This is a genomic window from Methylococcus mesophilus, assembly GCF_026247885.1.
Classification (GTDB): Bacteria; Pseudomonadota; Gammaproteobacteria; order Methylococcales; family Methylococcaceae; genus Methylococcus; species Methylococcus mesophilus.
Genome location: NZ_CP110921.1, coordinates 3,966,880 through 3,990,512, shown reverse-complemented (window position 1 = coordinate 3,990,512; position 23,633 = coordinate 3,966,880). Strand labels below are relative to the sequence as shown.

At 58.1% G+C, this 23,633-nt stretch carries 23 protein-coding genes; all 23 read right to left on the bottom strand.

The window, feature by feature from the left end:
• Positions 1-2: 2 nt before the first annotated feature.
• The 23 genes from OOT43_RS18970 to OOT43_RS18860 all read right to left on the bottom strand — a co-directional run bounded on the left by OOT43_RS18970 (position 3) and on the right by OOT43_RS18860 (position 23,592).
• The gene (locus OOT43_RS18970; protein WP_266022244.1) at positions 3-692 is read right to left on the bottom strand and encodes a hypothetical protein; all 690 of its coding nucleotides are present in this window, start codon (positions 690-692) and stop codon (positions 3-5) included.
• A gap of 13 nt (positions 693-705) precedes the next feature.
• Positions 706-1,431, bottom strand: coding sequence for a tyrosine-protein phosphatase (locus tag OOT43_RS18965; RefSeq protein ID WP_266022243.1), 726 nt, complete (start codon positions 1,429-1,431; stop codon positions 706-708).
• A gap of 63 nt (positions 1,432-1,494) precedes the next feature.
• A complete protein-coding gene (locus OOT43_RS18960) occupies positions 1,495-3,918 on the bottom strand; it encodes a GumC family protein (RefSeq protein WP_266022242.1) in 2,424 nt (807 codons plus the stop codon).
• A 40-nt stretch (positions 3,919-3,958) separates the two neighbouring features.
• Complete coding sequence (locus OOT43_RS18955; RefSeq protein ID WP_266022241.1) at positions 3,959-4,495, bottom strand: polysaccharide biosynthesis/export family protein; 537 nt, start codon at positions 4,493-4,495, stop codon at positions 3,959-3,961.
• A 348-nt stretch (positions 4,496-4,843) separates the two neighbouring features.
• On the bottom strand, positions 4,844-6,313 hold the full coding sequence (locus OOT43_RS18950) for an outer membrane beta-barrel protein (RefSeq protein WP_266022240.1): 1,470 nt from the start codon (positions 6,311-6,313) through the stop codon (positions 4,844-4,846).
• Between the two features lie 60 nt (positions 6,314-6,373).
• The gene (locus tag OOT43_RS18945; protein ID WP_266022239.1) at positions 6,374-7,810 is read right to left on the bottom strand and encodes an O-antigen ligase family protein; all 1,437 of its coding nucleotides are present in this window, start codon (positions 7,808-7,810) and stop codon (positions 6,374-6,376) included.
• 77 nt (positions 7,811-7,887) lie between these two features.
• A complete protein-coding gene (locus tag OOT43_RS18940; RefSeq protein WP_266022237.1) occupies positions 7,888-8,289 on the bottom strand; it encodes a hypothetical protein in 402 nt (133 codons plus the stop codon).
• A 320-nt stretch (positions 8,290-8,609) separates the two neighbouring features.
• Complete coding sequence (gene wecB, locus OOT43_RS18935) at positions 8,610-9,713, bottom strand: non-hydrolyzing UDP-N-acetylglucosamine 2-epimerase (protein WP_266022236.1); 1,104 nt, start codon at positions 9,711-9,713, stop codon at positions 8,610-8,612.
• A 23-nt stretch (positions 9,714-9,736) separates the two neighbouring features.
• A complete protein-coding gene (locus OOT43_RS18930; RefSeq protein WP_266022235.1) occupies positions 9,737-10,969 on the bottom strand; it encodes a glycosyltransferase family 4 protein in 1,233 nt (410 codons plus the stop codon).
• Between the two features lie 3 nt (positions 10,970-10,972).
• The gene (locus tag OOT43_RS18925) at positions 10,973-12,439 is read right to left on the bottom strand and encodes a heparinase II/III family protein (protein ID WP_266022234.1); all 1,467 of its coding nucleotides are present in this window, start codon (positions 12,437-12,439) and stop codon (positions 10,973-10,975) included.
• Between the two features lie 400 nt (positions 12,440-12,839).
• Positions 12,840-15,008: a bi-domain-containing oxidoreductase gene (locus OOT43_RS18920; protein WP_266022233.1), complete on the bottom strand. Its 2,169-nt coding sequence runs from the start codon at positions 15,006-15,008 to the stop codon at positions 12,840-12,842.
• 109 nt (positions 15,009-15,117) lie between these two features.
• Positions 15,118-15,423 carry a nucleotidyltransferase domain-containing protein gene (locus OOT43_RS18915; RefSeq protein ID WP_266022232.1) on the bottom strand — a complete coding sequence of 102 codons (306 nt, stop codon included), beginning with the start codon at positions 15,421-15,423 and terminating at the stop codon, positions 15,118-15,120.
• Positions 15,424-15,481: 58 nt separating this feature from the next.
• The gene (locus OOT43_RS18910; protein WP_266022231.1) at positions 15,482-15,976 is read right to left on the bottom strand and encodes a hypothetical protein; all 495 of its coding nucleotides are present in this window, start codon (positions 15,974-15,976) and stop codon (positions 15,482-15,484) included.
• Complete coding sequence (locus tag OOT43_RS18905; RefSeq protein WP_266022230.1) at positions 15,973-16,275, bottom strand: nucleotidyltransferase domain-containing protein; 303 nt, start codon at positions 16,273-16,275, stop codon at positions 15,973-15,975. Before OOT43_RS18905 ends, OOT43_RS18910 begins: the two co-directional genes overlap by 4 nt.
• A 159-nt stretch (positions 16,276-16,434) precedes the next feature.
• Positions 16,435-16,743, bottom strand: coding sequence for a PIN domain-containing protein (locus OOT43_RS18900; protein WP_266022229.1), 309 nt, complete (start codon positions 16,741-16,743; stop codon positions 16,435-16,437).
• Positions 16,744-16,849: 106 nt separating this feature from the next.
• Entirely contained in the window at positions 16,850-17,098 is a 249-nt protein-coding gene (locus OOT43_RS18895) for a FitA-like ribbon-helix-helix domain-containing protein (protein WP_266022228.1), read from the bottom strand.
• A 33-nt stretch (positions 17,099-17,131) separates the two neighbouring features.
• Positions 17,132-17,302: a hypothetical protein gene (locus tag OOT43_RS18890; protein WP_266022227.1), complete on the bottom strand. Its 171-nt coding sequence runs from the start codon at positions 17,300-17,302 to the stop codon at positions 17,132-17,134.
• Between the two features lie 309 nt (positions 17,303-17,611).
• The gene (locus OOT43_RS18885; RefSeq protein WP_266022226.1) at positions 17,612-17,878 is read right to left on the bottom strand and encodes a transposase; all 267 of its coding nucleotides are present in this window, start codon (positions 17,876-17,878) and stop codon (positions 17,612-17,614) included.
• A gap of 642 nt (positions 17,879-18,520) precedes the next feature.
• Positions 18,521-19,447 (bottom strand): NAD-dependent epimerase/dehydratase family protein, encoded by a 927-nt coding sequence (locus OOT43_RS18880; protein ID WP_266022225.1) that lies wholly within the window; start codon positions 19,445-19,447, stop codon positions 18,521-18,523.
• Positions 19,431-20,468, bottom strand: a complete 1,038-nt coding sequence (gmd, locus tag OOT43_RS18875; protein WP_266022224.1) for a GDP-mannose 4,6-dehydratase — start codon at positions 20,466-20,468, stop codon at positions 19,431-19,433. The genes OOT43_RS18880 and gmd overlap by 17 nt, the downstream gene beginning before the upstream one ends.
• A gap of 471 nt (positions 20,469-20,939) precedes the next feature.
• Positions 20,940-21,872 (bottom strand): class I SAM-dependent methyltransferase, encoded by a 933-nt coding sequence (locus OOT43_RS18870; protein ID WP_266022223.1) that lies wholly within the window; start codon positions 21,870-21,872, stop codon positions 20,940-20,942.
• A gap of 35 nt (positions 21,873-21,907) precedes the next feature.
• Positions 21,908-22,849: a glycosyltransferase family 2 protein gene (locus OOT43_RS18865; RefSeq protein ID WP_266022222.1), complete on the bottom strand. Its 942-nt coding sequence runs from the start codon at positions 22,847-22,849 to the stop codon at positions 21,908-21,910.
• Positions 22,846-23,592: an FkbM family methyltransferase gene (locus tag OOT43_RS18860; RefSeq protein WP_266022221.1), complete on the bottom strand. Its 747-nt coding sequence runs from the start codon at positions 23,590-23,592 to the stop codon at positions 22,846-22,848. The genes OOT43_RS18865 and OOT43_RS18860 overlap by 4 nt, the downstream gene beginning before the upstream one ends.
• Positions 23,593-23,633 lie beyond the last annotated feature (41 nt).

Here is a 23,633-nt window from a genome sequence, read left to right as displayed (position 1 = left end):
ATCTATTCGATCACGTCTGAACATACCTGCTGGTGAAGCTCGGGCTGGCCGGCCATGGCCGCGCAGACTTCCACCAGCCGGCCGGAATCCTGCACAATCGGCAGCATGTCCCGCGGTTTCTGCTGGAATCCTCGGATCGCCGCGTTCACCGCCACCTCGCGATCCTCCGGCGAGACTTCTTCCCAAATCGGTAGCACCGCAGCCGCCACCGCCTGGCTGGTTTGAAAATCCCAAGGCCCGAGGGTGGTGGCGCGCCTCAGAGCGAGCCTGAATTCGTCGTCGGGGACGTCGAAAGCCGCCTTCAAACCGAGTAAACGTGCCCAGGCCATCGGCCAGGCCGGCCGCAGCGACACCCCGCGGCGGGCCTCGGCGGTGGCCTTGGCGCTCAGCTTGGCCTCCGCGTCGGGATTGCTGCGGGCGAGCGCGAGCTGCCACATGTACAACTGGCACAATTGTTCGTGAAGGACGGGATTGTCGGGATCCAGGGCGACCGCGCCGCGCAGCACGCGCTCGATGCGGTTCAGCTCGGCCTCGGACGGCGGCTTGTCCGGTTGCGCCGTCCAGGCCTTGAACAGCCAGCCTACCTGGACTTCATGAACGCCGGCCTTGGCCCGCTTCAGGCAAGTCCAGCTGAGGAAAAACAAGCCGCCGGCCAGCAGGTAGCACACCAGGATGCGCAAAGCGGCGGACATTCGGATTCAGAAGTTATTGAATACGCAATCCGAGAATTTCGCTCGGGTTGTCGACGACGAGCCTCCTAGCCACTTCCGGCCCGGCCACACGCTCGACCACCTCCCGCCCCTCCTCCAGATTGGGCGGACGATGCTTCACGTTGTGCGCATCGGACGCCAACACCGTGATCCAGCCTTCCTCGAGGAACTGTAGCGCCCTTTCTTCACAGCGCTCGCCGAACTGCCCGGCCAGCGAACCGGCGGTAACCTGGAACAGGCATTCCATTTCAACGTAAGGGAATATCTTGCTGAAGTCACGTAGAACCGCCTTGTTCCGCTCCGGATGGGCGATCATCGGCAGGATGTCGCGCTTCATCAGCCAGCGCACCAGCGCGTCGGTGCCGGCGGGGATCTGCTCGTGGGGGAACTCGAGCAGCATCACCCGCTTGCCCCGGTACTCACCGAGGAAGGGAATCCGGTCCTGCGCCAGCAGGCTCATGATCTCGGCGCACACACGGACTTCCGCCGCCATTCCGACTTCGAGCGGAATCCCTTCGCGTTCCAGTTCCGCCTGAAACGCCCGGAAGACGCGCTCGATGCCGGCCTGGTCGTTGTCCCAGCAGCCCGGCTGGATATGCGGCGTCACCACCGACCGCCGAATCCCGCTGTCCGCCGCGAGCCGGGCGAGCTCCAGGGCCTGGGCCAGACTCTCCGGACCGTCGTCGATGGCAGGCAACAGATGGCAATGAAGGTCGATCATGGGAATTCAAAGCTCTAACGCTGCAGTCTAATTCAGGATCTACACACCCGAGGTAGCCGTTCCCTATTCCTGGGCGCCTTCCTGCTTGTAACTCCCATAATAATAGTCGCTGTAGTAATAGCTGCTGTAGCCGCGCCGGCTTTTTTCCATGTTCAACTGGCTCAGGACCACGCCGGTCAGCGGCGCACGAACCTTGCGCAGCCGGTCGATGCCCGAACGCGCCATGTGCACCGGCGTTTTTTCCGCCTGGATCACGTAGATCACCGACCGGGCCAGCCGGGACAGGGCGAGCGCATCGCTCACCGGCTGCATCGGCGGCGCGTCCAGGATGATCGCGTCGTACTCGCTCTCGAGCTCGGCCATCGCTTCGGCGAAACGGTGGGAAGACAGCAGCTCGAGCGGATTCGGCGGAATGATGCCGGCCGGCATCAGATCGATTTTGCCCGCGTCGTAATGGTGGATGCACTCCTCCAAAGACGCCGTCTGCACCACCAGGTTCGAAAGGCCGGGCATCTTGGCCGACAGGCCGCAGCGCTTGGCCAGATTGGGCCGCCTCAGGTCCGCCTCCACGACCAGCACCCTGGAATTGAGCTGCGCCAGCGCGTAGGCCAGACTCATCGAAATCGACGACTTGCCTTCCCCCGGAACCGAGGACGTCACCAGGATGCTCATGCGCGGATCATCCAAGGCTGAAAGCATGATGCCGGTGCGAATCGTGCGCACCGATTCCGCGAAATTGCCCCGCGGATCTTCCAGGAAGACCTTTGAAACATCCTCCTTGGCACCTCGCTTCTGCTTCTGGGCGACCAGCGGCACCAGACCCAACAGGGGGAGCCCCAGCTTCTGCTCCACCTCGTCCGAACTCCGGAACGACTTGTCCATGAAATCGAGCAGGAAGGCCAAGCCGATCCCGGCAAGCAGGGACAGGGCGAACGCGATGGTCACGCCCAGCCTCTTGTTCGGCCGGACCGGCGCCCTGGGCAGAATCGCGGCGTCCATGATGCGGGCATTGGACGGCTGCAGGTCGCCCGCCTCGGAAGTTTCCTTGAGGCGCTTGAAAAACATTTCATAGAGATCCCGGTTGGACTGGACCTCCCGCTGCAGTTCCCGATAGACGCTCTCCTTGCGCGAAATGCCCTGGATCTCGCTCTTGAGCCCGTCGATCTGGCCGGCCAGCGCATTCTCGTTGGCATACGCGGCCGCGATCTGCTGCTTCAGCCGGCCCGCGACGCTGGCCACCTGCTTCTTCAAGGCGGTTCTCACCGATTCGAGATGCGTCTCCGCCGTTACCCGCTCCGGATGCTGCGCACCGTAGCGGCTCGACAACTCGTTGACGCGCGTCAGCGCCTCGTGCTCCTGCTGCTTGAGATCGCGCACCGTTTCGTCGCCGTAGATCGCCGGCATGCTTTCGATGTTGTCCGGCACCTGGCCACCCAGGCTGGCAATCTGGCTATACAGGGTCTCGGCCTCCAGGCGGATCTTCCTGGCATCGATATACTTGGAATTCAGGTCGCTCAACTGGCTGGCGCTCAGGGACGACACGCCCGAAGACGACACGCCGGATGACGATACGCCCCCGATGTCCACGAGCTTCTGATTTTCAAGGTAGGCTTGCAACCGGCGTTCGGAGTCGGCCAGCTTTTCCCGCAATCCTTCGAGACGGGTGGCCAGCCATTTCGAGGCCAGTTGCGTCCCTTCGGAACGGGCATCAAGATTGGCGTCGATATAGGCGTCGCAGACCGCGTTGGCGGCCCGCATCGCCAGTTCCGGGCTGGCCGCGTCGAACGAGACCTGCACCAGTTGGGTATTACGGATCGCGCTGACACTCAGACGCGCCAGAAACTGGTCCACCACGCCATCGACCGGATCCGGCTCCACGGCTTCCGATGCCGCAGGCTGAGACGCCCCGAACGGCAGCCAGGACCGCCAGTCCAACAGCGAAGATTCCGCCGCCGCTTCCTCGCCGCCCTCACCACCATCCGCCGCATCACCGGCGTCGGCCGAAACGAGGTCCTTGGGAATCTGCGGACCATCCGGTCCGACCGGTCCCATCTCTTCTGCAGAATCCGGCGCCGGGGGTTTGCCCACGAACTCCGGATGCGCGGTCAGATTCAGGGCCTCGATGACCTTGCGGGCGATGGCGCGCGATTTCAGGACCTCGACCTGGGTGTAGTAATACGCGACGCTCTTGGTATCGACACCGTAAAGTTCCTCGACGGAAACCACTTTCTGCTCCTTCGGCTCGACGATCATCGACGCGGTAGCGCGATAAATCGGCGTTTTCGAGAGCAGAATCAGGAAAGTCAGGACGGAAACCGACACCGCCAGGCCGAGGATGCCCCAAAGATGCCGGCGAATGACGGCCCAGTAGCGCCTGAGGTCGAACTGTTCCTCCTCTGAAACGTATCCGCCCGCCTCATACGGAACGTTGATGACCTGAGGAATATTGCTCGGAATTACGGGCGAATAGATGTTCTTGTCGTTCATTGCGGCAGACCGGACAGGAAGGTAGGAAGCGGTGAGAGAATCAGAAGAAGCTTTCCTCCACCGTTATGACGTCCCCCGGATGCACGGGCGTCATAACGTCGGCCTCGAGCTGAGGCTGCGCCGGATCGTCCTCGCGGAGGATCACGATGTCCCGGGAGGCCAGTTCGCCGAAACCGCCGGCCAGAGCCACGGCCTTCCCTACCGTTAGCCCGGGCTGATACGGATAGGCGCCGGGCTGCTTGACCTGCCCGCCGATGTAATATTTCCGGTATTCCAGCACGCTGACGTTCACTTTCGGATCGACCAGATAGGCGCCCCTGAGGCCATCGGTGATGAGATGCTCCACTTCACCGGGAGTCTTCCCCTTGATGTGAATCTCGCCCAGGAACGGGTAGGAAACCGTACCCGCATCGCTGAGCCTCGCTTCGATACTGAGATTGGGCTCGTTCAGAACGGAAATCTTGATCAGGTCGTCCGGACCGAGCCTGTAACCGGACACCTTGTCCTCCGCATGCAACAGGCTCAAGAATGACGAAGCGATAAACAACAAGGCAATCCTGGAAATGACTCGAAACATGGCTGTCCGTCTTCGGCAAGAATATTATTTAAATTTCCATCTACAACAGAACGCAATCCCAGACCTCTCCGCAGAACAATCTCGGACAGGCTCCCCGTTCGCTGAACGGCGGAAACCTACGCGCGGCCGAGGGGATTCGAAGCGGACTCTCTGGCCTCGACGCCGCTCAGCCTGTGGATTCCGCACACACTACGGCGTGCCAAAAACCGGGAATACCTGCCTTTACGGCCTTGCCCTGTTGGAAAGCGGCAAGGGATTTGCGTATCGAGAGTCCCCTTCCTCTAGAGCCCGAAAATAACACCAAGCGAGGCGGCCAACAGGTACAGACAGGCCACTCGCTAGCCCCCCCTAAAAATTCATCTGCAAGTTCAGGATGACGAGGTTACGGGTAAAGCTATATTGCTCAATGGAAGAGGAACGGTCGGTATAAGTATATTGGAGCCCGCTCGTCAACCAGCGCTGAAGCGGGTAATAAACGCCGACGCCCAGCATGTACCCTTTGTCCGTTCGGTCCGATCCCGTGTAGCTATTCTCCATGGCATTCGCGTAAATGTTGCTGCTGAGCTTAGGCAGCCACTGATGATTCCACATGACGGTATACGTCTGGTTGTTGGTGGCGCCCCCGAGATAGTTGGACTCGTTGGTTATCATCAGGGCGCCGACCCGCACGGTATCGATGGAACGCGGCTGCCACAGAATAGCCGCGTCGAACGTAGGCCGCGGCTGGCCGTTGGTTCCCGAGCCTTCGGCGGTCTGGTCGAACTCCTTGACGAGAACTCCGGCCTTCAAAATCCCCGTCGTCTTTGCCGTTGCGCGCCAAGTCACGCCGCCTAGTACCCGCAACTGGTTATTGGTCTGCGAGAGCCCGCCGGGCAGAGGATTTAGATAATCCGAAAAGCTTTCGTTGACTTCAAACAGGAGTGACGTTTTTGGCAGCACACGATAATAAAACGCACCACCGATGTTGTATTGATTGAGATCGCGTCCCCGCGTGAACTCTGGATTATTCTGGTAGTACCTGTTCATATAGTTGAACCGGAGTTCCAGGAGACCTTTGGCCCCCTCGGCCCCGTACCGGTACAAAGCGTCGAAACTTTGGCTCTGCCACTCATTCGGATTTTTGAGCAGCAGACTCTCGTCCCCCTGGACGAACTGGGTACCGAGCGGATCATGGGCGTAACTGAGAGACCCGTTGAGGCTCAGGCGGTTTCTATGGTCGAAGCGCACGTCGCTGAACGCGTTGACATAGTTGTCGACGTAATTGTTTTGCGGAACGTTTTCGTAGACGTTGCCGCGAAACGAGTAGCCGAGGCCGGCATTGAGACTACGGTGGTGAAACGGGAGGAAGAACCAGGGCTGGATGAACGTCCCGAACGAGCCCTTCTTGAGAATGCCGGTGTTCAACACGTTGTCGTCGTAAAAACCCTCCACCCGCATACGCCCGACGATAGGAAGACGGAAGTCGAATTCGTCGTCAAGCCTTCCTTCCGTGCCCAACGGCTGATCCATCTTCAAGTATTGCGGCGTACGGTTGTAGGGATCGTAGGTGTTGCCGGGACTGAAATTCGAATAACCACTGGAACCGTCCAAAGGATTGGCGACGCCATTCCCATTGCCGCCCTGGGACCAGGTGGACGCAGGATATAGCACACAAAACCCGGCCAAAAGGCGTAAGGCAAGGAAAGCCGTACGTTTCAATATCGCTTTTGTCCCCGAAGAAGGCACCTTGCTGGCACCACGGCCCTCCCTTGCATCACCGAAGAACGACTGGAGAGCCGGGGAATCCATGGAAATCGACTGCGGCAGACTCCGACGCATCGTTATAACCCCTGGCATAGAAAAACCGCCAACGTCCAAATCGGCCTCACATTCCACCATCTAACCATCCGCTTCCGACTGCCTGCTGGCATGCTTATGAGGATGAATAGGCATATAGCGGGCAAGCCACCCCATGGCAAGCAATACCGTAAAAAAGCCGGCATTCGCCGGAATCTGCAAATTGAAATCGACGAAGGAGTGAATCAACAAGGCGACGATTCCCATGAAGGAGCCAAATCCTATTGCCCGCAGCAGAGAGTCGTGGCGTTCGCGGAGCGCGAACCCTGCCGCCCCCAGGCTCAACAGAACGGCCAGCGCCATCGGCAGCCAACCGACGATTCCCCATTCGCCGAGAAATTCCAGATAGTCATTATGGGCGTGATCGTACGGAATGACCACCTCCGCCCCGCCATAAGGCAGAAACGACGCCACGAACGAGCCTGCGCCGGCGCCGAACGGCAGGTAATCCAGTACGTAAGGCACCGCGTAGTCGTACAGATCGACCCGATTCGACGCCTCCGCAACCGTGGTTCGCTCCAAACGCTGTGCCACTTCCTCTATCCCGAAATAACTGCCGACGATCACGAGATCGACGAGCACGATGCTCGACAAGAGGGCCAACACCAAGCCGCTGGAAAACTTCGACGAACGGGCGAGCAACAGGTAAACGGCGCCGGTGACGCTCAATGAAATCGCGAAGCCTGCGTTCCCCATGCGCGACCGGGTGAGCACCAGACCGATGGCCATGATCACGACGGCGATGCGAAGCGGCGCCTTGTCGCTGAGCAGGAAAGTCGCCGCTCCCCGCAGCCAGTCGCGCCAGTTGCCGCCCGGGGAGGAGAACCGGCCGGCAATCAGCAGTCCGACGCCCACCGCCAGCGTCATCTCCAGCAAACCGGCAAGATGATTGCGGTTGACGAAAGTGCCGATCGCGACGGATCTGCCCACTTCCCTGCCGAAGAAGCCGAATTCAAGACCAGTCAACGACTTGGCCGAGCCATACAAGGCCTCGAAGACCCCGCATGCCACCATCGCATAAGCCAGCCACCGGGCCCTTTCCTGGCTGCGGGTCAGCAACAGAATCAGCGCAAATAGGATCAGATAGGCCGCCCCCTTGAATGCCGCAAGGCGGGTGTAGTACGGGTCGGTACTGAACGAGGACAAAAGGCCGGGGTCGACCCGGCGAGCATCCGAATAAACTCGCGCCGCCCGAGGAAGCAACTCGTCCGCCAGATCGGAAAGCCACGGAGCCCCTTGAAAACCCGCCCAGATGACACTCGCGCCGATCAGCAGCAAGGCAGGCCATGCCTTTCGAAACGGCACCGTAAGCGGGAGCCTGCCGTGGGCATGCAAAAGGCAACAGACGGCCCCAAGAGCGAATACGGCACTGGAAAAAAAATAAACGGCCCCTTCCCAGTTGCTGCCCCAAGGCAACGGCAGCCACAGGATCGCGGCCAGCAGGACAGAAAACAAACCCTTGTCAAATAACGCAGCCACAAGCCGTCTGCATTCCGTGCGCAAAAAACTCGCCGGATCGAGCCGATCCAGCGAGTTCGCATTCTATCCGTCCGAAATCAGAGAATCCGGCCTTCGCTGACGTACTCGCGCAGCCAGCTAATCCAGCTTACGAGCCATTTGTAATTCCAGCCGTTCCCGTGATTGTTACTGCCCTGTGCGGACAAGATGTCATCCGCGGATTCGGGATGCGCCTTGAGTTCGCCCAACAGACCCGCCAGCTCCTTCTGGTTGGCCTTGCTGCTCAGGGAGTTCAGCAATTGGTTCTGGTTGGACTGAATTTCCCGAACCTGGGACTTGTATTCCCGTTTCGAAATCTTGCCGGCCTCCAAGTCGGCCCGAAGCGCCTCGATGCGGCTTGCCGCCCGGTCCTTGACGGACTGCCGGGCGTCCTGGATCAACTGCTTGTCCGCATCCGACAGCGAGGCCTTATATGGCGCAGCGGTTCCCGTAGACGGCATCAGCAGTGGGATTAACAGGGCAAAAATCATCGTGAGTCGAGTAAATGCAACCTTCATGACAGGGTCCCCCCAAAAAGTGGTACATGAGCGTGGAAAAACGGCTACCCGAGGCAGTATAGAAGAGCAAGGCGAAGATTCAATGGCTGGAGGCGCATTTTTTCGGCACGAGCCTCCCGCTGATCTGTCGCGGCGGAGCCGCTCCCACAGACCCTTCCCACCCTACACTGATCTATCGCGGCGGAGCCGCTCTACAAGCCCCCCCCGCCTGCCGCCGTAGGAGCGGCTTTGCCGCGACCCGGCGCCGAGTGATCGTAGCGTTGCTACGGCAAAGCCGCCAGAGCCTCAACGATCCGCTCCGCAGCACGCCCATCCCATTTTTCAGGAATCCTCCCGCCCTGCCAGTCACCACGCAACACGCGCTTGGCTGCATCCAGAATCTCTGAAGGTTGATTGCCGGCCAATTGGTTGGTTCCTTGCATACATGTTATGGGCCGCTCGGTGTTGTGCCGCAAGGTAATGCAAGGCACCCCTAGCACCGTGGTTTCCTCCTGCAAGCCGCCACTATCGGTCAGTACCAACCTGGCATTCATGTTTAAGTGCAGAAAATCGAGGTAGCCCAGCGGCTCCGTCAACCAGATGTTGCGGACAGGAGAGCCGTCCGAGAAATAGCCGGCGAACCCGAACTCCTGCGCCATCTTGCGGGTGCGGGGATGAATCGGGAAGACGATCGGCAAGTCCCGTGCGATTTCGGCAAGGGCGTCCAGGATGCCGCGAAAAACCTGGGGATCGTCGACGTTCGAAGGACGGTGCAGCGTCAGCGTCGCGTACTCACCGGGCCGCAGCCCCCAACTGCCAATCAACTCGCGGCGCTCCGCCAACGCCCTGTGCTTCATGAGCGTGTCGATCATCACGTTGCCGACGAAGTGGATCCTCCCCTCCGCAATCCCTTCGTTGCGCAAATTCTCGCTCGCCAGCGCATCGGTAGTGAACAGGTAGTCGCAAAGCACATCAGTGCATAACCGGTTGATTTCCTCCGGCATGCTCATGTCGCGGGAGCGCAGCCCGGCCTCGACGTGGGCGACGCGAATGCCGAGCTTCTTGGCGGTCACGGTACAGGCCAGAGTCGAATTCACGTCACCGACGACGACGACGAGATCGGGAGCTTCCTGCCTGCAGACCCGTTCGAATTCGATCATGATCTTGCCGGTCTGCTCGGCATGGCTGCCTGAACCGATCTCCAGATCGATATCCGGCTTGGGCATGCCGAGGTCGTCAAAAAAAGCCCGGCTCATCCGCTCGTCGTAATGCTGGCCGGTGTGGACCAGCACGTGGCGAAAATGATCCCGCCGGGCGTCCATGGCCTCGATGATCGGCGCCATTTTCATGAAATTGGGTCGAGCCCCAACGACATTGATGACTTTCACAAATACTCCTCGATCCGTTGACTTCAAGTCTGGCAGGCGGCTTCAAGTACAGAAAGCATGCGCATGGCGAGTTCCGAGCGGTCATAATGCCGCGCCGCCACCGGTCCCCGGCTGTGAATCTCCCGATACAATCCGGCGTCGCTCTTCAAGCGCAACAGGCCGGCGGTCAGGGCTTCGGCATTCTCCGGCTCAAAGATCAAACCCACGCCTTCCCGCTCCACGATCTCCGCGGACTCCCCTGCGACCCCGTGCAAGACGGGTATGCCCATCCCCATGCACTCGAACAGCTTGGAAGGAATCACGGTGGTAAACAGTTCGGTTTTCTTGAGGTGTATCACCGATACGTCCAACAACGACCAGTAGCGCGGCACTTCATTCTTGGGTACCGAATCCAGAAACAGGACGTTGTCCAGCCCCATATCCCGCGCCCTGTCCTTCACCGCCTGTTTTCTTGCTCCGTCGCCCAGGAACAACAGGCGGATATCGGCGCCTTCCGGATGAGACTTGAGCAAAACCGCAGCATCGAGCAGTGTTTCGAGCGAATGCGCCATTCCGTGGGTGCCGATATAGCCCGCCACGAACTTGCCCGACAAGCCAAACCGCGCCGCCAGCGCCTCATCGCGCGGCAAAGGGTGGAAGCGGGCAGCGTCGACGCCGTTGGTCACAACTGAAATCTTTTCCGCCGCGATGCCTCGGGTTATCAGATTTCGCCGGAAAGATTCCGTTACCGAAACGATCCGCTCAGCCTTGCGATAAAGAAAAAGTTCGAGCCTTTCCAGCAGGGCGAAAATCCTCGGCGCCCGACTCAGTGCTCCCACCGCCCGGATGGATTCGGGCCAAAGATCGCGCAATTCGAACACATAGGGAATCCGCTTGGCGCGGCTGACCACATACGCGGCGCAGGGCGTGAACAGCTGCGGCGACGTGGCCACGACGACGTCGACATTCCGCACGAACGGAGCCGCCGCGATGGCAGCCAGCATGTAGCTCTGATAATCCAGAATGCGCCGGAAGAACCCTTCATTCGCGGTAATGTAGGTCCAGACCCTCAGCACATCGATGCCGTCCAAGGTTTCCTTCTGCCACAGCCGGTTGCGATAGCCGGGAAACACTTCCCCCTTGGGAAAATTCGGGAAACCCGTGATGACCGTGACTTTGTGACCGGCGCGAACCCATTCCCGGCAATGTTCGAAAGTCCGGCTGGCCGGAGCGTTCACCTCCGGCGGAAAATTGTCAGTCAGAAAAAGAATATGCACATTTCAATCCCAGTCGAAGCGCACCGCAGAACGCCCCTGTTCCAACCCGATTTCCAGGCAACGGCTCGGCTGAGACAAGCCGAATTCCGGGTGATAAGTACACGGCACCATCCGACCGGGCGCCGCCCCAACCCGCCAGATCAAGTTCCGACCTTCCGGGATCGCCGCACTTGAACTCCCGGTGTCCACCTCCAATGCGGGGTGAAAGTGAAAATAGGCTCTGTCGCCTTCCGCCCCGCAGCCGCGGGAAACCGGGGCACGGCCTTCTTCTCTCGTCACCCCATCAAGGATAGTCAATCCGGCATGATCGAAACACCATTCACGCCGATGGATGGGACGTCCCTGCAAGCGACGATAACCGTCGTGCGAACATCGGATACACAGCAGATCGCCCATGTCGTCGATTGCCAGCCCAAAGGGGTAAGCCCGCCGCGCCACACGGAAGCCCCCCCAGATCTCGGACGAGTCGCAACCACCCACGGCAACGGTGTTATGGGCCTCGGTCCCCCGCTGCCTCCGGCGCTCAGGGCCGGTGCCGTAAACCGAGGTGCCGGAATTCACCAGTACACGCCGGCCGTACAGCGATAATTCGAACGAAAGGGTATCGGCATGGGCGTGACCGGGCAGATAATCCGGCCCCACCGGGGCCACGTCCAGCAAAGCCACCATCGGACCGCGCTGCACCCGGATGTAGCCGGAATCCGCGAGATGCGTCACCCCCTCGCTCGGCGGCGGCGCTTGCGGCAGCCCCAGCCGATGAGCATAGGCCGTAAGCCGGTCCGGCGAGGGTGCGATGCCGATCGCCGAATCGTTGAAAAACGCTATTTCGCCGTCGGGATGGCACATCGCCGCCAGCCAGAATCGCATCCGGCCGGCGATCTCGGGGAGGCCGGCGACCAGCTGCGGCTCCGGCAAAACGGGAGGAAAGGCGCGGAACACATTGATCAGATCCAGCACGTCCTCCAGCGCCAAGGCATGGTACATGGGGCTGCGCTCGAACTGCCCGCCATCGGCCAGAATCTGTTCCGGCAGCTCCCGCTCCAGGATCTTCAACCCCTGCACCAGCCAGGATTCGGCCTCCGGACCTTCGAAAAAACAGCCCGCGAACACCAGCGCCTTGGCGTTGGCGAACAAATGGTTCCCCAGCAGATGCCATTCCAGCCGCTTCATCAGCCATCGCGCCTGGAGAGCCAGACTGGCCAAGGCAGCATCGGTGAGGGCGTTACCGGCCAACCCCCATTTGATCCAGTTCACGATGCGCAATGAGGTGGGATACGGCTCCCAGCCGGTTCCCCGTGGAGGCAGATTCTCCTCTACCCAGCGAGCGATCAAAGCACGGTGCCAATCGCATCGCTCCGAAGCCCGTTCCGCATTGAGGTCGTTGAAATAATGCAGGTTGTACAGCCAGAGCTTTTCGCGGGAAGGATCATTCCAGCCTGCTGGCCCCGCAAGGTCGCCCGTCTCGTTCAAGAACCGGCAACGCGCCGGCCCGATCAGGCTCGGTTGCCGCAGACAAGGCGCAACCCAAGGCCCCGAAAGAGGCCGCCGCCGCGGTATTGCGCCCTGGTCCAATTTGGGCCGGTATAGCCGGAACCCGATCCGCCCCAGAATCTGCTCCCGCCGCAAAAAGCGGAGGGTATGAAAGTAGCGGGCAGCCTTGCCACAAAAATTCATCTCACCGTCCCAGGGTTCGTGGAAGAAGTCTGTAGACCGCGAAAACCTGAAAGCAACAACTTGGATACCCCATCCCAGCTTAATCCGCAGCCACTTTGGAAGGTGACAAAAACTCCTGCGGTATCACGACGCAGCCGCCCCCGGCAATGACAGCCCGAGTAGTCGGACCGTCTCCTTGAGCGGACTCCCCAGGTCTTCAAACAATGAAATCGTCGCAGGAATAGCCGGCAAGCCTGACATATTGAACGGATTCGGCAATCTCAATGGTAACGCGGCTGACTTCGAGCAGCTCTTCCAGGGGAATGGGCGATGCCAGCCCCTCTCGCACCGCCTGCACGAACGCGGCCGCGCAAGCCTTCTGGCCCTTGTCCTGCCGCCACAAATTCAGCTTCGAGAATCCCGGCCAACCGAAACCGGTCAGCTTACGGAAGTTGTCGAGTTGAAGAATGCGGCCGCCGCAGAACGCTTCCAACCGCTCTTTGGGAAAGGACTTATGGCCGTTGGCCAGATAATGCACGGTGCCGGCCGAACCGTCGGCAAAGCGCAGGGTAAGACTCACGGAATCCCGCGAGGGACATTCCATCGCCGTCGCCGAATACCCGACGATCGGTGCACCGGCCAGAAAGCGCAGCAGATCGATGAAATGGCAAGCCTCCCCGATGATACGGCCACCGCCCACCACACGATCCTGAGTCCAGTGCTCGGCGGGAATCGCGCCGGCATTGACGGTCATGACGAAACTCTTGGGCGCGGAAACCGAATCCAGCAACGCCTTCATTTTCACCACCTGAGGCGCAAACCGGCGGTTGAACCCCACCATCACTTTCTGGCCAGGGTGGGATGCCGTAGCTGCCTCGAGTTCGGCCAGTTCGTTCAACCTCAGGCACAATGGCTTTTCCACGAACACATGCTTGCCCGCTTCCAGCGCCCGGCGGACCAGACCCGCATGGGTATCATGGCGGGTAGCGATCACCACCGCATCAACCTCCGCATCGTCGAATACCGTCGCCAAATCGGTCGTCGCCTTGGCGAAACCGAACTTGCGCCCCGCATGCACGCTGCTGACACCGCCGCTCGAAGCCACCGTATGCAACCGTGCACCCGCCGCCTTGAACGCCGGGATCAGCACTGCTGTCCCGTAATTACCCGACCCGATAAAGGCTACCGAAGCCTTTGCTCCCCTCTCCTCCTGAGAATGGGGGTGAAGGGCAAGCGGCACCACAGCCCGGCGCAATTCCACCTCTGGCTTGTCCTGCCCTGCGGGATACTCCAACACGATTCCCAACGACGGCTCGGAACCACCGACCAAGGCATAGGCCGCCTCCGCTTCGGAGATCCGAAACCGATGCGAAATCAGCGGCTTCACATCCAGCCGCCCATCCGCCAGCATGTCCAGCACCGCTTCGAAATTGCGCTGCTCGGTCCAGCGCACGAAGCCAACCGGATAGTCCTGCCCCTTCTCCTCGTAATTCGGATCGTAACGGCCCGGACCGTAGGAGCAGGACACCTGGAAACTCAACTCCTTCTCGAAGAAATCCGCCCGCGACAGTTCCAGCCCCGTCACGCCCACCAGCACAATCCGCCCCCGCTTGCGGCACATCTGCGCCGCCTCATGCACCGGTTCGCTGCTTTTGGTCGCCGCCGAGAGGATGACCGCATCCACGCCGCGTCTCCGCGAAAACACCTGCGCGGCGGCGACCGGATCCTGTCCGACGGACAAATCAACCACCTCGGCGCCGAACTGCCGAGCCAGATCCAGCTTGGCCCGGTCGAAATCGATGCCGAGCACCCGGCAGCCGTGGGCGCGCAGCAACTGCACGGTGATCAATCCGATCAAACCGAGCCCGGTCACCACCACCGCCTCGCCCAGGGTCGGCTGTGCCAGCCGGATGCCCTGCAACGCAATCGCCCCGATCACCGTAAAAGCCGCCTCTTCATCAGAAACGCTTTCCGGCACCTTGGCGCACAGGTTCATGGGCACGGTAACCACCTCGGCATGCTTGCCGTTCGACGCGACCCGGTCTCCGGCGACAAACCCCGTCACGCCCGCCCCGTGTTCCAGGACCGAGCCGACATTGCAGTACCCCATCGCCAGCGGCTGATCCAGCTTATTCCGCACGGCTTCCAGTGTCGGCGCCAGCCCGTCGGTTTTTACCTTGTCCAGCACCTGCCGCACCTTGTCCGGCTGCTGGCGGGCCTTGTCGAGCAAGCTGGCCTTACCGAAATCGACCAGCATGCGCTCGGTGCCCGACGACACCAAACTCCGGGCGCTACGGATCAATATCTCTCCGGACTTCAGCGCCGGACATGGCACCTCCGCCACTTCGGTAACGCCGGTTTTCAGGGATTGAAGGATTTGTTTCACAAGTAGTTACCGTCAGTTGTCACATTTAACCGCTATCGCGGCGAAGCCGCTCCTACCGTAGGATGCTGGCGACATTTGTAAAGATAGATGGGAATTAATTGTTCTGGGATCACAATTTAATCCCGTCTTTCTTCGCTATCGAATAAATAGGAATGTCAAAACTGGAATTTCGCCGTTTCACGATCAAATCGATTTCTTCATCTTCGAAGGGCACCGCTGATTGAAGCTCAGCAATCAACGCAATTTTCTGTTCGATAATAGCATCGGGCTGTTTCAATGAAGTTTCAATGAGAAAGTCATAATCACCACCCTTTTTGCTATCATCCACTCGTGACCCGAAGAGCCATACATCGGCATCCTCACCGAAGTGGCTGTGGACAAGCCTCCTGACAGTATCGATTTGGTGCTGTGTCATACGCACGGATCGACACCTCCGCCATGGATCAAGGAAGACGAAGACACCAGGCCATCACTCAAGCTCCGGAGCGCAAGCCGATCGAATCGGCATGATGCCCAATTCTATCGACGACGCCTAAAAACATACCCGTTGCTTCATCGGCCACACGAAGGGTTTCCAGAAATAGTTCCGGATCTGCCATGTATTCATGCACCAACAGATTCCGGAGCTTTCTCGCGCCAATAAACGCTTCGGCACTATCGAGCCAACCTATTTTTTCAGCGAAAGCCAGCACATCCAGCATCGACTTGGGTGATTCGCCGAGCAGTGCGGCGAAACGCGGAATAAGCTTTTCGCCTATGTGATCTTGCAGACGGCCAAATCGGCTGACGAATGCATCCACCTTTTCCGACAGGTCTTCACGCTGCGCAAGCGACAGCACCCAATCCAGACCGATCCCCTGAGCAAACAGCGTCCGATGAGTATAAGCGAGGTGTACCGCCTCCCTTTCGGCCAATTCAAGGGCCAATAAGGCATTTTCCGCATGCTCCGGCAAATAAGCCAAGGTCATAGCGGAAACCCCGTACGCCGTGCAATCTGGAAAATTGGACTTTCATCGGTACGCCCATCTTTCAGGACAATATCCAACTTGCGCTCCCCCAAAGCCATCGTAAGCGCACCATGAAGCTGGCAGAGCACCCGGGCTCGATTGGGAAATACCGCATCCGTTTCGATCATCAAGTCGATATCCCCTCCTCTCAGCTTATCGTCTGCGCGCGACCCAAAAAGCCATACTTTGTGAGGGACGCCAAGCACGCGGTCTATCGTGCTCTTGGCGGTTCGAACCTGGTCGTCCGTCAGTCTCATCATGCCTCCTGACCATCGCGGCGGAGCCGCTCCCACTGCGTTCCCACACCCTGCTGTCGCGGCTACAAGCACCTGAGGGAGCGGCTCCGCCGCGACACGGCTACGGTTACGGCACAGTCATTGGCATCGGAGCAACGCCAATGGCCGGGAAACTCCGGCCCGTCAGGTCATCCAAGGATTGATAAGATCAATCCCGCAGTCCACAAAATCCTTGGTATTGCGCGTCGCCAAGCATGCCCCTCGGGAACTGGCAAGAGCGGCGATCATCGCGTCGAACTGGCTAATGGGTTTTCCAACCCGCTTCCTCATAGCGGCATTTTCCGCGTAGGCATCAGCCGCACCGCGATCAAAGCCGAGCACCCGGTTGGAAAAATCCTCATCGAAAATGGCGCGCACGGCGTGCAACTGGGAGTCGCGTCGCGCGCCGTCGGGCGAAAGCTGGCCTCGGTAGAGGATCTCGCCCTCGACCACGGCCCTCGTAAAAAGCAAGAACGCTGCTGCCGGGCCAGCCAACCGAGAATCCTTGGACTGGCCACCGGCCGCAGGCATTCCGACAGCACATTGGTATCCAGTACGATCATGCGCCAAGGTCTACGGGCGCGCGGATCACCTCACGAGCCGGAAGCTCCAGTTCGACCCCACCCAGCGGTTCAATCCTGGCCCGAATGGAATCCACCAGGTGTCGCCCCCTCGTAGGCTCGGCAGACAGAGCCGTGCTCAGAATGTCGCGAGCCTCATCCTCCATGGAACGGCCGTGCATGGCCGACAGCACCCGCAGTCTTGCCTTGAGCCGATCATCGATGTTGCGAATCGTCATGGTTGCCATGGAATATCTCCGCAATTAAGCAATGACTGCAACTTACTTAATGAGTTCATCCATATCAATCCCTTGCGTGTCAACGATCCAACCCGCCTTACGGAAATCGACCAGCACACGCTCCGTACGGCAGATACCAAAGTATCTGGATGTCCAGACCAGGAGCTGGCCGAGCTTCACGCCCGGCACAGGAACCTCGGCTACTTGTTTCATCTTAATTTCCTGATTTGTCGCGGCGTAGCCGCTCCCACTACCTTCCCACACCCTGCTGTCGCGACAGGGCCTACAAGGACCTGTGGGAGCGGCTCCGCCGCGAATACCAATCAGCTAAAGCCACACAGCATCCCAATGAGGATAATCCCCCAAATGCGACACAAGCCCCGCCCGCAACGGATTTGCGACAACGTACCGGGCAATGGCTCGAATATCTTCCTCTTTCCTTACCGCCCGGTCATGGAACCCCGGCTGCCAGAAGCGCTGCCCCTTGCACCCAAGCAAACCATTCACATTCCGGGCCGAGGCCTACTTGAGCCTCCCCACCACCGTGGACAGAGAGACAGCCTGCAACTCAAACAACCAATGCAGGTGGTCCGGCATCAACACCCAGGCCAACGTACGAGCATCATCCCGCACATCCGCATTGCGCAGTTCCTGCGCCGCGCACCGGTACACGTCGAAAGCCACGAATCGCGGCGTTCTCTCATAAGTGACGGTCGTCACCAAATAAGGCCGTCCCGTTTCCGAGAAACGGCCACGGCGCAAGTCGCGGGAGTGAGGAGGTTGTTTCATGTGATGGTCTGGTGTCTTCGCGGCGGAGCCGCTCCTACAGTGGGAGCGGCCCCGCCGCTAAAATCTAGATCTCCCGCTTCGCAAGATCCCTCCATGCCAAGACCGTTGCACCCTCCCGTTGGTACCCCTCGGCACCGTCGTGGATGAGCCGCGGCGGCAAGGCGGCAGCAATTGCACCAAACCGACACGGCCTGCCAGCGGCTGGCTGATCCCGGAACGCAGACCGACTGCTCGAGATCTTCAAGCGTAACTTACTCACGTTGCGAAAGAGCATGCGGGCAAGCGTCGTCTTCCCCGACTAACACGGCCCAGTGAGCGCCAGAATGGAAAAGCCTTTCGCCAGCTTCAGAACTGCTGCTTGCGCCTGCCCTGGGATCATGAGCCGCTCTTACAATCTGAAGCATCCCTATCGCTTTTCCGATTCCGACCCGACCGCGGGGGAACCACCTATACAACCGCGCTTCAGTTCCTAGCCTCCATCTGATCTGGCAAAACATTTCCGGACATAAAATCAGGCGGCTTTCGGCACAGTTGACCGAACTCGACAGAAGCTCGATGACCCAACGTAGAATGGTTACGCTACCGGTTATGAGGTATTTTGATGCACTCCTCCGTTTGGCCTGCTCCCGTGTCACAGCGATCTCAGCGTAAAAATTCCCGACTATCGCCAGTTCGATACATGTTCAGGAGAATATCCCGCAAGGCATACGCGGGAGGTTCTCCGATCAAAGCATGAAGACGACCGGGACACCCCACCAGTCGCCGAATGTCGTTGGATCGCAGGAAGCCCTCCTTCACACGCACCTCCGGCCTGTAACCCGCAATTTCCACCAGTGCCTCGAAGACTTCGGTCAGATGCACGCCTTGGCCCGTACAGAGATTCACTGTCACACCGGAGGCGTCCGACTCCAGGAGGGCGCGATAACATACAGTCACAGCCCGCACATCGGAAATATCCCGCACCACATCCAGATCGCCCAACTCCAGCACCCTCTCATGCCGCCGGAATGCCGCCACCAGCTTAGGCACGAAAAAGCTCACCGACTGGCCCGGCCCCGTATAGTTGAAGGGACGAGTGATTATCGTCGAGAAGCGATCAGCGTAAAGCGCCGCCATGTGCTCCATGGCGAGCTTGCTGCATGCATAATGACTCACGGGCCGCGGACATACCGTCTCGCTGATGGGCGAGACATCGGGGCTTCCATAGACATTCGAACTACTCGCAATAATCAGTTTACGCAGCTCCAGCCGCGACGCGTCCAAGGTTCTCAGCAGATTTTCCGTACCGAGCACGTTGACGCGGTAAATGTTCAGAGCATCTGCATAAGGCACGAAGCTGATGGCTGCGAGATGGATGACCGCGCCAGGTCGCACCGCCTCGACCAGCGCACGAAGGGAGGCTTCATCATTAAGATCGGCATGGAGAATCCCCAAGTTCGGATCTGCATCCTCGGGCTGACATGTAGTTCCTACCACCACATAGCCGGCACCGCGTAGATGATCAACCAGGTAGCGGCCAGTGAAACCAGTCGCTCCGGTAACCAGGACGGTTTCAGAAGGATGTGCCACACTGCACCCGTCTCAAATCGTCTTCCACCATTAATCGGCACAGGTGCTCCAACGTAACTTCTGGCTTCCAACCCAATTCGCTGGCCGCCTTGCTCGCGTCCCCCTGCAGAAACTCCACTTCGCAGGGCCGATAATGGTCCGGGTGAACCCGAACCCGCACCACCCCGCTCGCGCTGTCCACCGCATACTCCTCTTCCCCCTTACCATGCCACTCCAGCGCAATATCGACAGCCTGAAAGGCAAGTTCGACGAAATCGCGTATCGAGGCCGTCAGTCCCGTCGCGAGAACAAATGTCTCCGGCACGGCATGCTGCATCATGCGATACATCCCCTCGACATACTCGGGCGCATAACCCCAGTCGCGCCGCGCATCCAGATTGCCGAGCGCCAGACACTGGGAACTGCCGAGCGCAATACGCGCGACGCCGTCCGTGATTTTGCGGGTCACGAATTCGAGCCCCCGAAGCGGCGACTCATGGTTGAACAGAATCCCACTACACCCGAAGATACCGTAGGACTCCCGATAATTGATCGTCGTCCAGTGCGCAAACAGCTTGGCCGTTCCGTAAGGGCTTCGTGGATGAAACTTCGTCATCTCCGTCTGCGGAATCTCCTGCACCTCGCCGAACATTTCCGAGGTCGATGCCTGGTAGTAGCGAATACCGGGGTTCACCGTCCGGATCGCCTCCAGCAGGTGCAAAGCCCCCAAGCCTGTAATCTGCGCCGTCGTCACGGGCTGATCGAAAGACACCTTCACAAAGCTCTGCGCCGCCAAGTTATAGACCTCGGCAGGCTGAGTATGCTCGATCAGCCGCAGGCCGCCGCCGGGGTCGGTCAAATCAAATTCGCACAATTTGAGTTCAGGATGATCCAGTAATCCCAGCGCTTCCAGACGCCAGAAATTGGCTGAACTGGTCCGGCGAAAAGCGCCAAAAACGCGGTAGCCCTTCTCAAGTAAAAGCTGGGTCAAATAGGCACCATCCTGGCCTGTGACGCCGGTAATCAACGCAATCTTAGTCATTAGGTCGTGTCTCATTTATCGTCGAATTTGTCCCATTTTCCCGTGATTCGTGGCCAGCGCTAAACTGAGGTCGGTCGTCAAGAGTGGACGCCAAAGATTAAGTCGCTTCGATCGCGGTTCCTTCGCTTGTCACCGTCGTCCTCCCTGAGCCTGTGCCTTTTAATACATGCCGTGTCAGCCGCACCAAATTCCCTCCGTCAACATATCCTCATGCTGCCGCACAAAACGCCCGATAACCGGGTAATCCGGCATTATCCAACCATTCCGCCCCCAACACCCTGGCGTCCGACCGTGCCAACCGTTCCAAATCACGCAAGCTTCTGCCCCCTGCATGATCTCTTACAGAGTCAACCCCATTCACCTTCAACAGTTGTATATAGCGGGATGGTGTAAAGTGAGTGATAAATAAAAATAACTTATTTCTTATATATCAATTAATTAAAGCGCAATATTGGAATTGGAACACAGATGTCAAGTATCCTTTGAGAGTCTAGAAATCAGGAGGCTACCCATGTGGAGATCAGTCAAGAAAAATCTTGCTATTGCATCCGGGGCAAGACGCATCAAGATATCCTTGATTCGACCGGCCGGAATAGGAAAAAGATCGGCCTTATTTCCTATTACAGACATAGACTTCACGGAAAATAAGTTATTGACCTGGGCCACCCAACTTCTCTTTGAATAATATCGAGCCAAAGCTCCATCCGTCGCCGCCTGCACAACACGGGCAAGTGATCCGTGCCGAAGAAAGCCTCCACAAATGATGCCGTAGGCCAATCCGCCAACGGTATAGTAATTCCACCACCCACGGTGGTAGATCATAATCACGGCTCTCCCACCAGGCATGAGTACGCGATTTATCTCTTCCAGTATCTTTAGCGTGTTAGACGAATGATGAATAACCCCCCAACTCCAAACAAAATCGAACGAAGCATCTGGAAATTGTAGTACTTCGGCGTCCATCTGCCTTATATCTGCGTTTATCTGAATCACCTTCATACGCTCGGAAGTCATCCTGACTGCATAGTCAGTCAAATCTATGCCCGTGTACGAAAGCGCACGCGGTGCAATTAAAGCTGCATGACTGCCACTGCCCACACCAATTTCCAAAACTCTCTTGTTTTTCAGTTCATCAAATGGAATGACATTATCAAACGGGATTTCCTTCCATGGCATTACTCGCTTGATAGTCTCGAAAAAACGCCGGTCAATTTCATCGAAAAAAGCTTTGGAACCCTCGGTTGAACCAATCTCCTGGTTCCAGTCGTAACGCATGGGGTTAGACTCCCAGTACGTACGATTGGCCTTCTGCCAATCTTCGGCCTCACTCAGGCTGCCGGGAAGCTTTTCTGGGTCGTCGAAAGTTTTTGGTACAAAATCTATGGAGCGGTGTTTTTTGCTCAAGTTTTTTCCTCTCTCGATAACTCTCTAGTTTGTAGTCAGTCGAAATTTTGAACTCGACTATCTGGCTTGCCCGGCCCGTAAAAACGCTTCACCGGCAAGCGCCCGGTGATCTCAATTTCGCGGCGCTTGTATTCTCTGAGGCGCTTTACATCCGAGCGCAGCCGTGCCCAAGCATAGCCGACCCAGCCTGCGCGCCACGCCCCCTGCCATAACCAGTGATAAAGGAACAGCAAAACATAACGCAAGGGTAGTCGATTGAAATTCTGCTTCACCCACATGCGGCGCTGAAAAACTGTACCCAGTAGGCGTGGTGTATCTGCCAATGGTAAATCGTTGTAAGCAATAATGGCTTCGGCAGTGGTGTAGCGGTTTTGTTTATCCAACCAATGCTCGAGATCAGGGCTGTCGTGATGCTCTATATCATGCTTGAGTTCTGCTACACTTCCTTTTACTTTTATATGTTCATTGACTAGTACATCTGACATTGAAGCTCTACCAGTACGCCATAAACGTAACAGCCGGAGCCTCACGGGGAGGGATTGCTCCATAAAAAACAGCCTAATCTTTACGAAAAATCCTTCGGCATCAGTGTTCGATATAACCTCGATAATTTCCGTTTTCAATGGATCAGACAATCTCTCATCCGGATCCAGCTTCATAGTCCAAGGCGCGGTAATCGGTAGATGTTCCAGCGCAAAGCTCCACTGGTCGCCGAAGCCGCGAAAGCGCCGCTGCACCACATGAACGCCGTAACACAATGCAATATCGATGGTGTCGTCCTGGCTGTAGCTGTCCACTAGAAACACCTCCTGAGCCCAGCCGACTAGGTTCTGCAGCACTGCCCCCATGTTGTGCGCTTCGTTCAGCGAGATCATCACCACTGCCACAGGCGCGATGCCCGGCCGCCAATCCGCCAATTCCGTAGTGATTTGTCTGCATGAATGATCTATTGATGCTAAGGTCGCCTTGGTGTTCAAGAGCGAGTACCGAGAACTGTTGCACTTCCATCAGGCTCACGCTGTATAGATTTCAGTTCGAAACCTTGCGCAACCAGCATCTCTATAAACCCGTCAACATCACCGGCTGACTGGTGAATTTCGATTGCTATCTTTCGGGTCATTTGAAGCATCTTGCTGCTGGAATGCAATAAATCAAACTCTCCGCCTTCAATATCACACTTCAGGAAATCGATCTTCGAAAGTTGCGTGGAGGACACTAGCTCATCCTCGCTGATCCATTCGGCGCCCTTGTATTGCTTAACGTCGAGCATGCTGCTCTGTATCGCACCCATTTTGCCAACAGATGCCCTCACAAGTTGGGTACGCTCGATGAACCCATCGTTCAAAGAAATTGATTTCTTGTAGGAGTCATTCAAGATGAGTCCAGGCTCTACAGAATTAACCCTGACGGATGAGCCATGCGCAAGGGCGAGATTCGTCAAGTTTCCTATGTTGGCCCCCAAATCCACGACCGTATCGCCATCCTCAATTGTTAACAGACCGTTACCTAGGTAGACATCGCGCACATACATTTCCCCACGGATAGCGCTAAAGGCACCGTTTCCACAAACACAGAAATCAACACCTGGCCGAAAGTGGACATGAAATGGACCTTCCCCCATCGCCTGATCTGCGGCCTGGAGGTTTTTTTGTCTAAAAATACTCAGAAAGTTGACAGGAATCATTGCCGCCCACTTCAATGCCGGATGTAGACCGAGCATCCGAGACAATCCTATAAAATCCCCAAATAACTTCGTTAAAA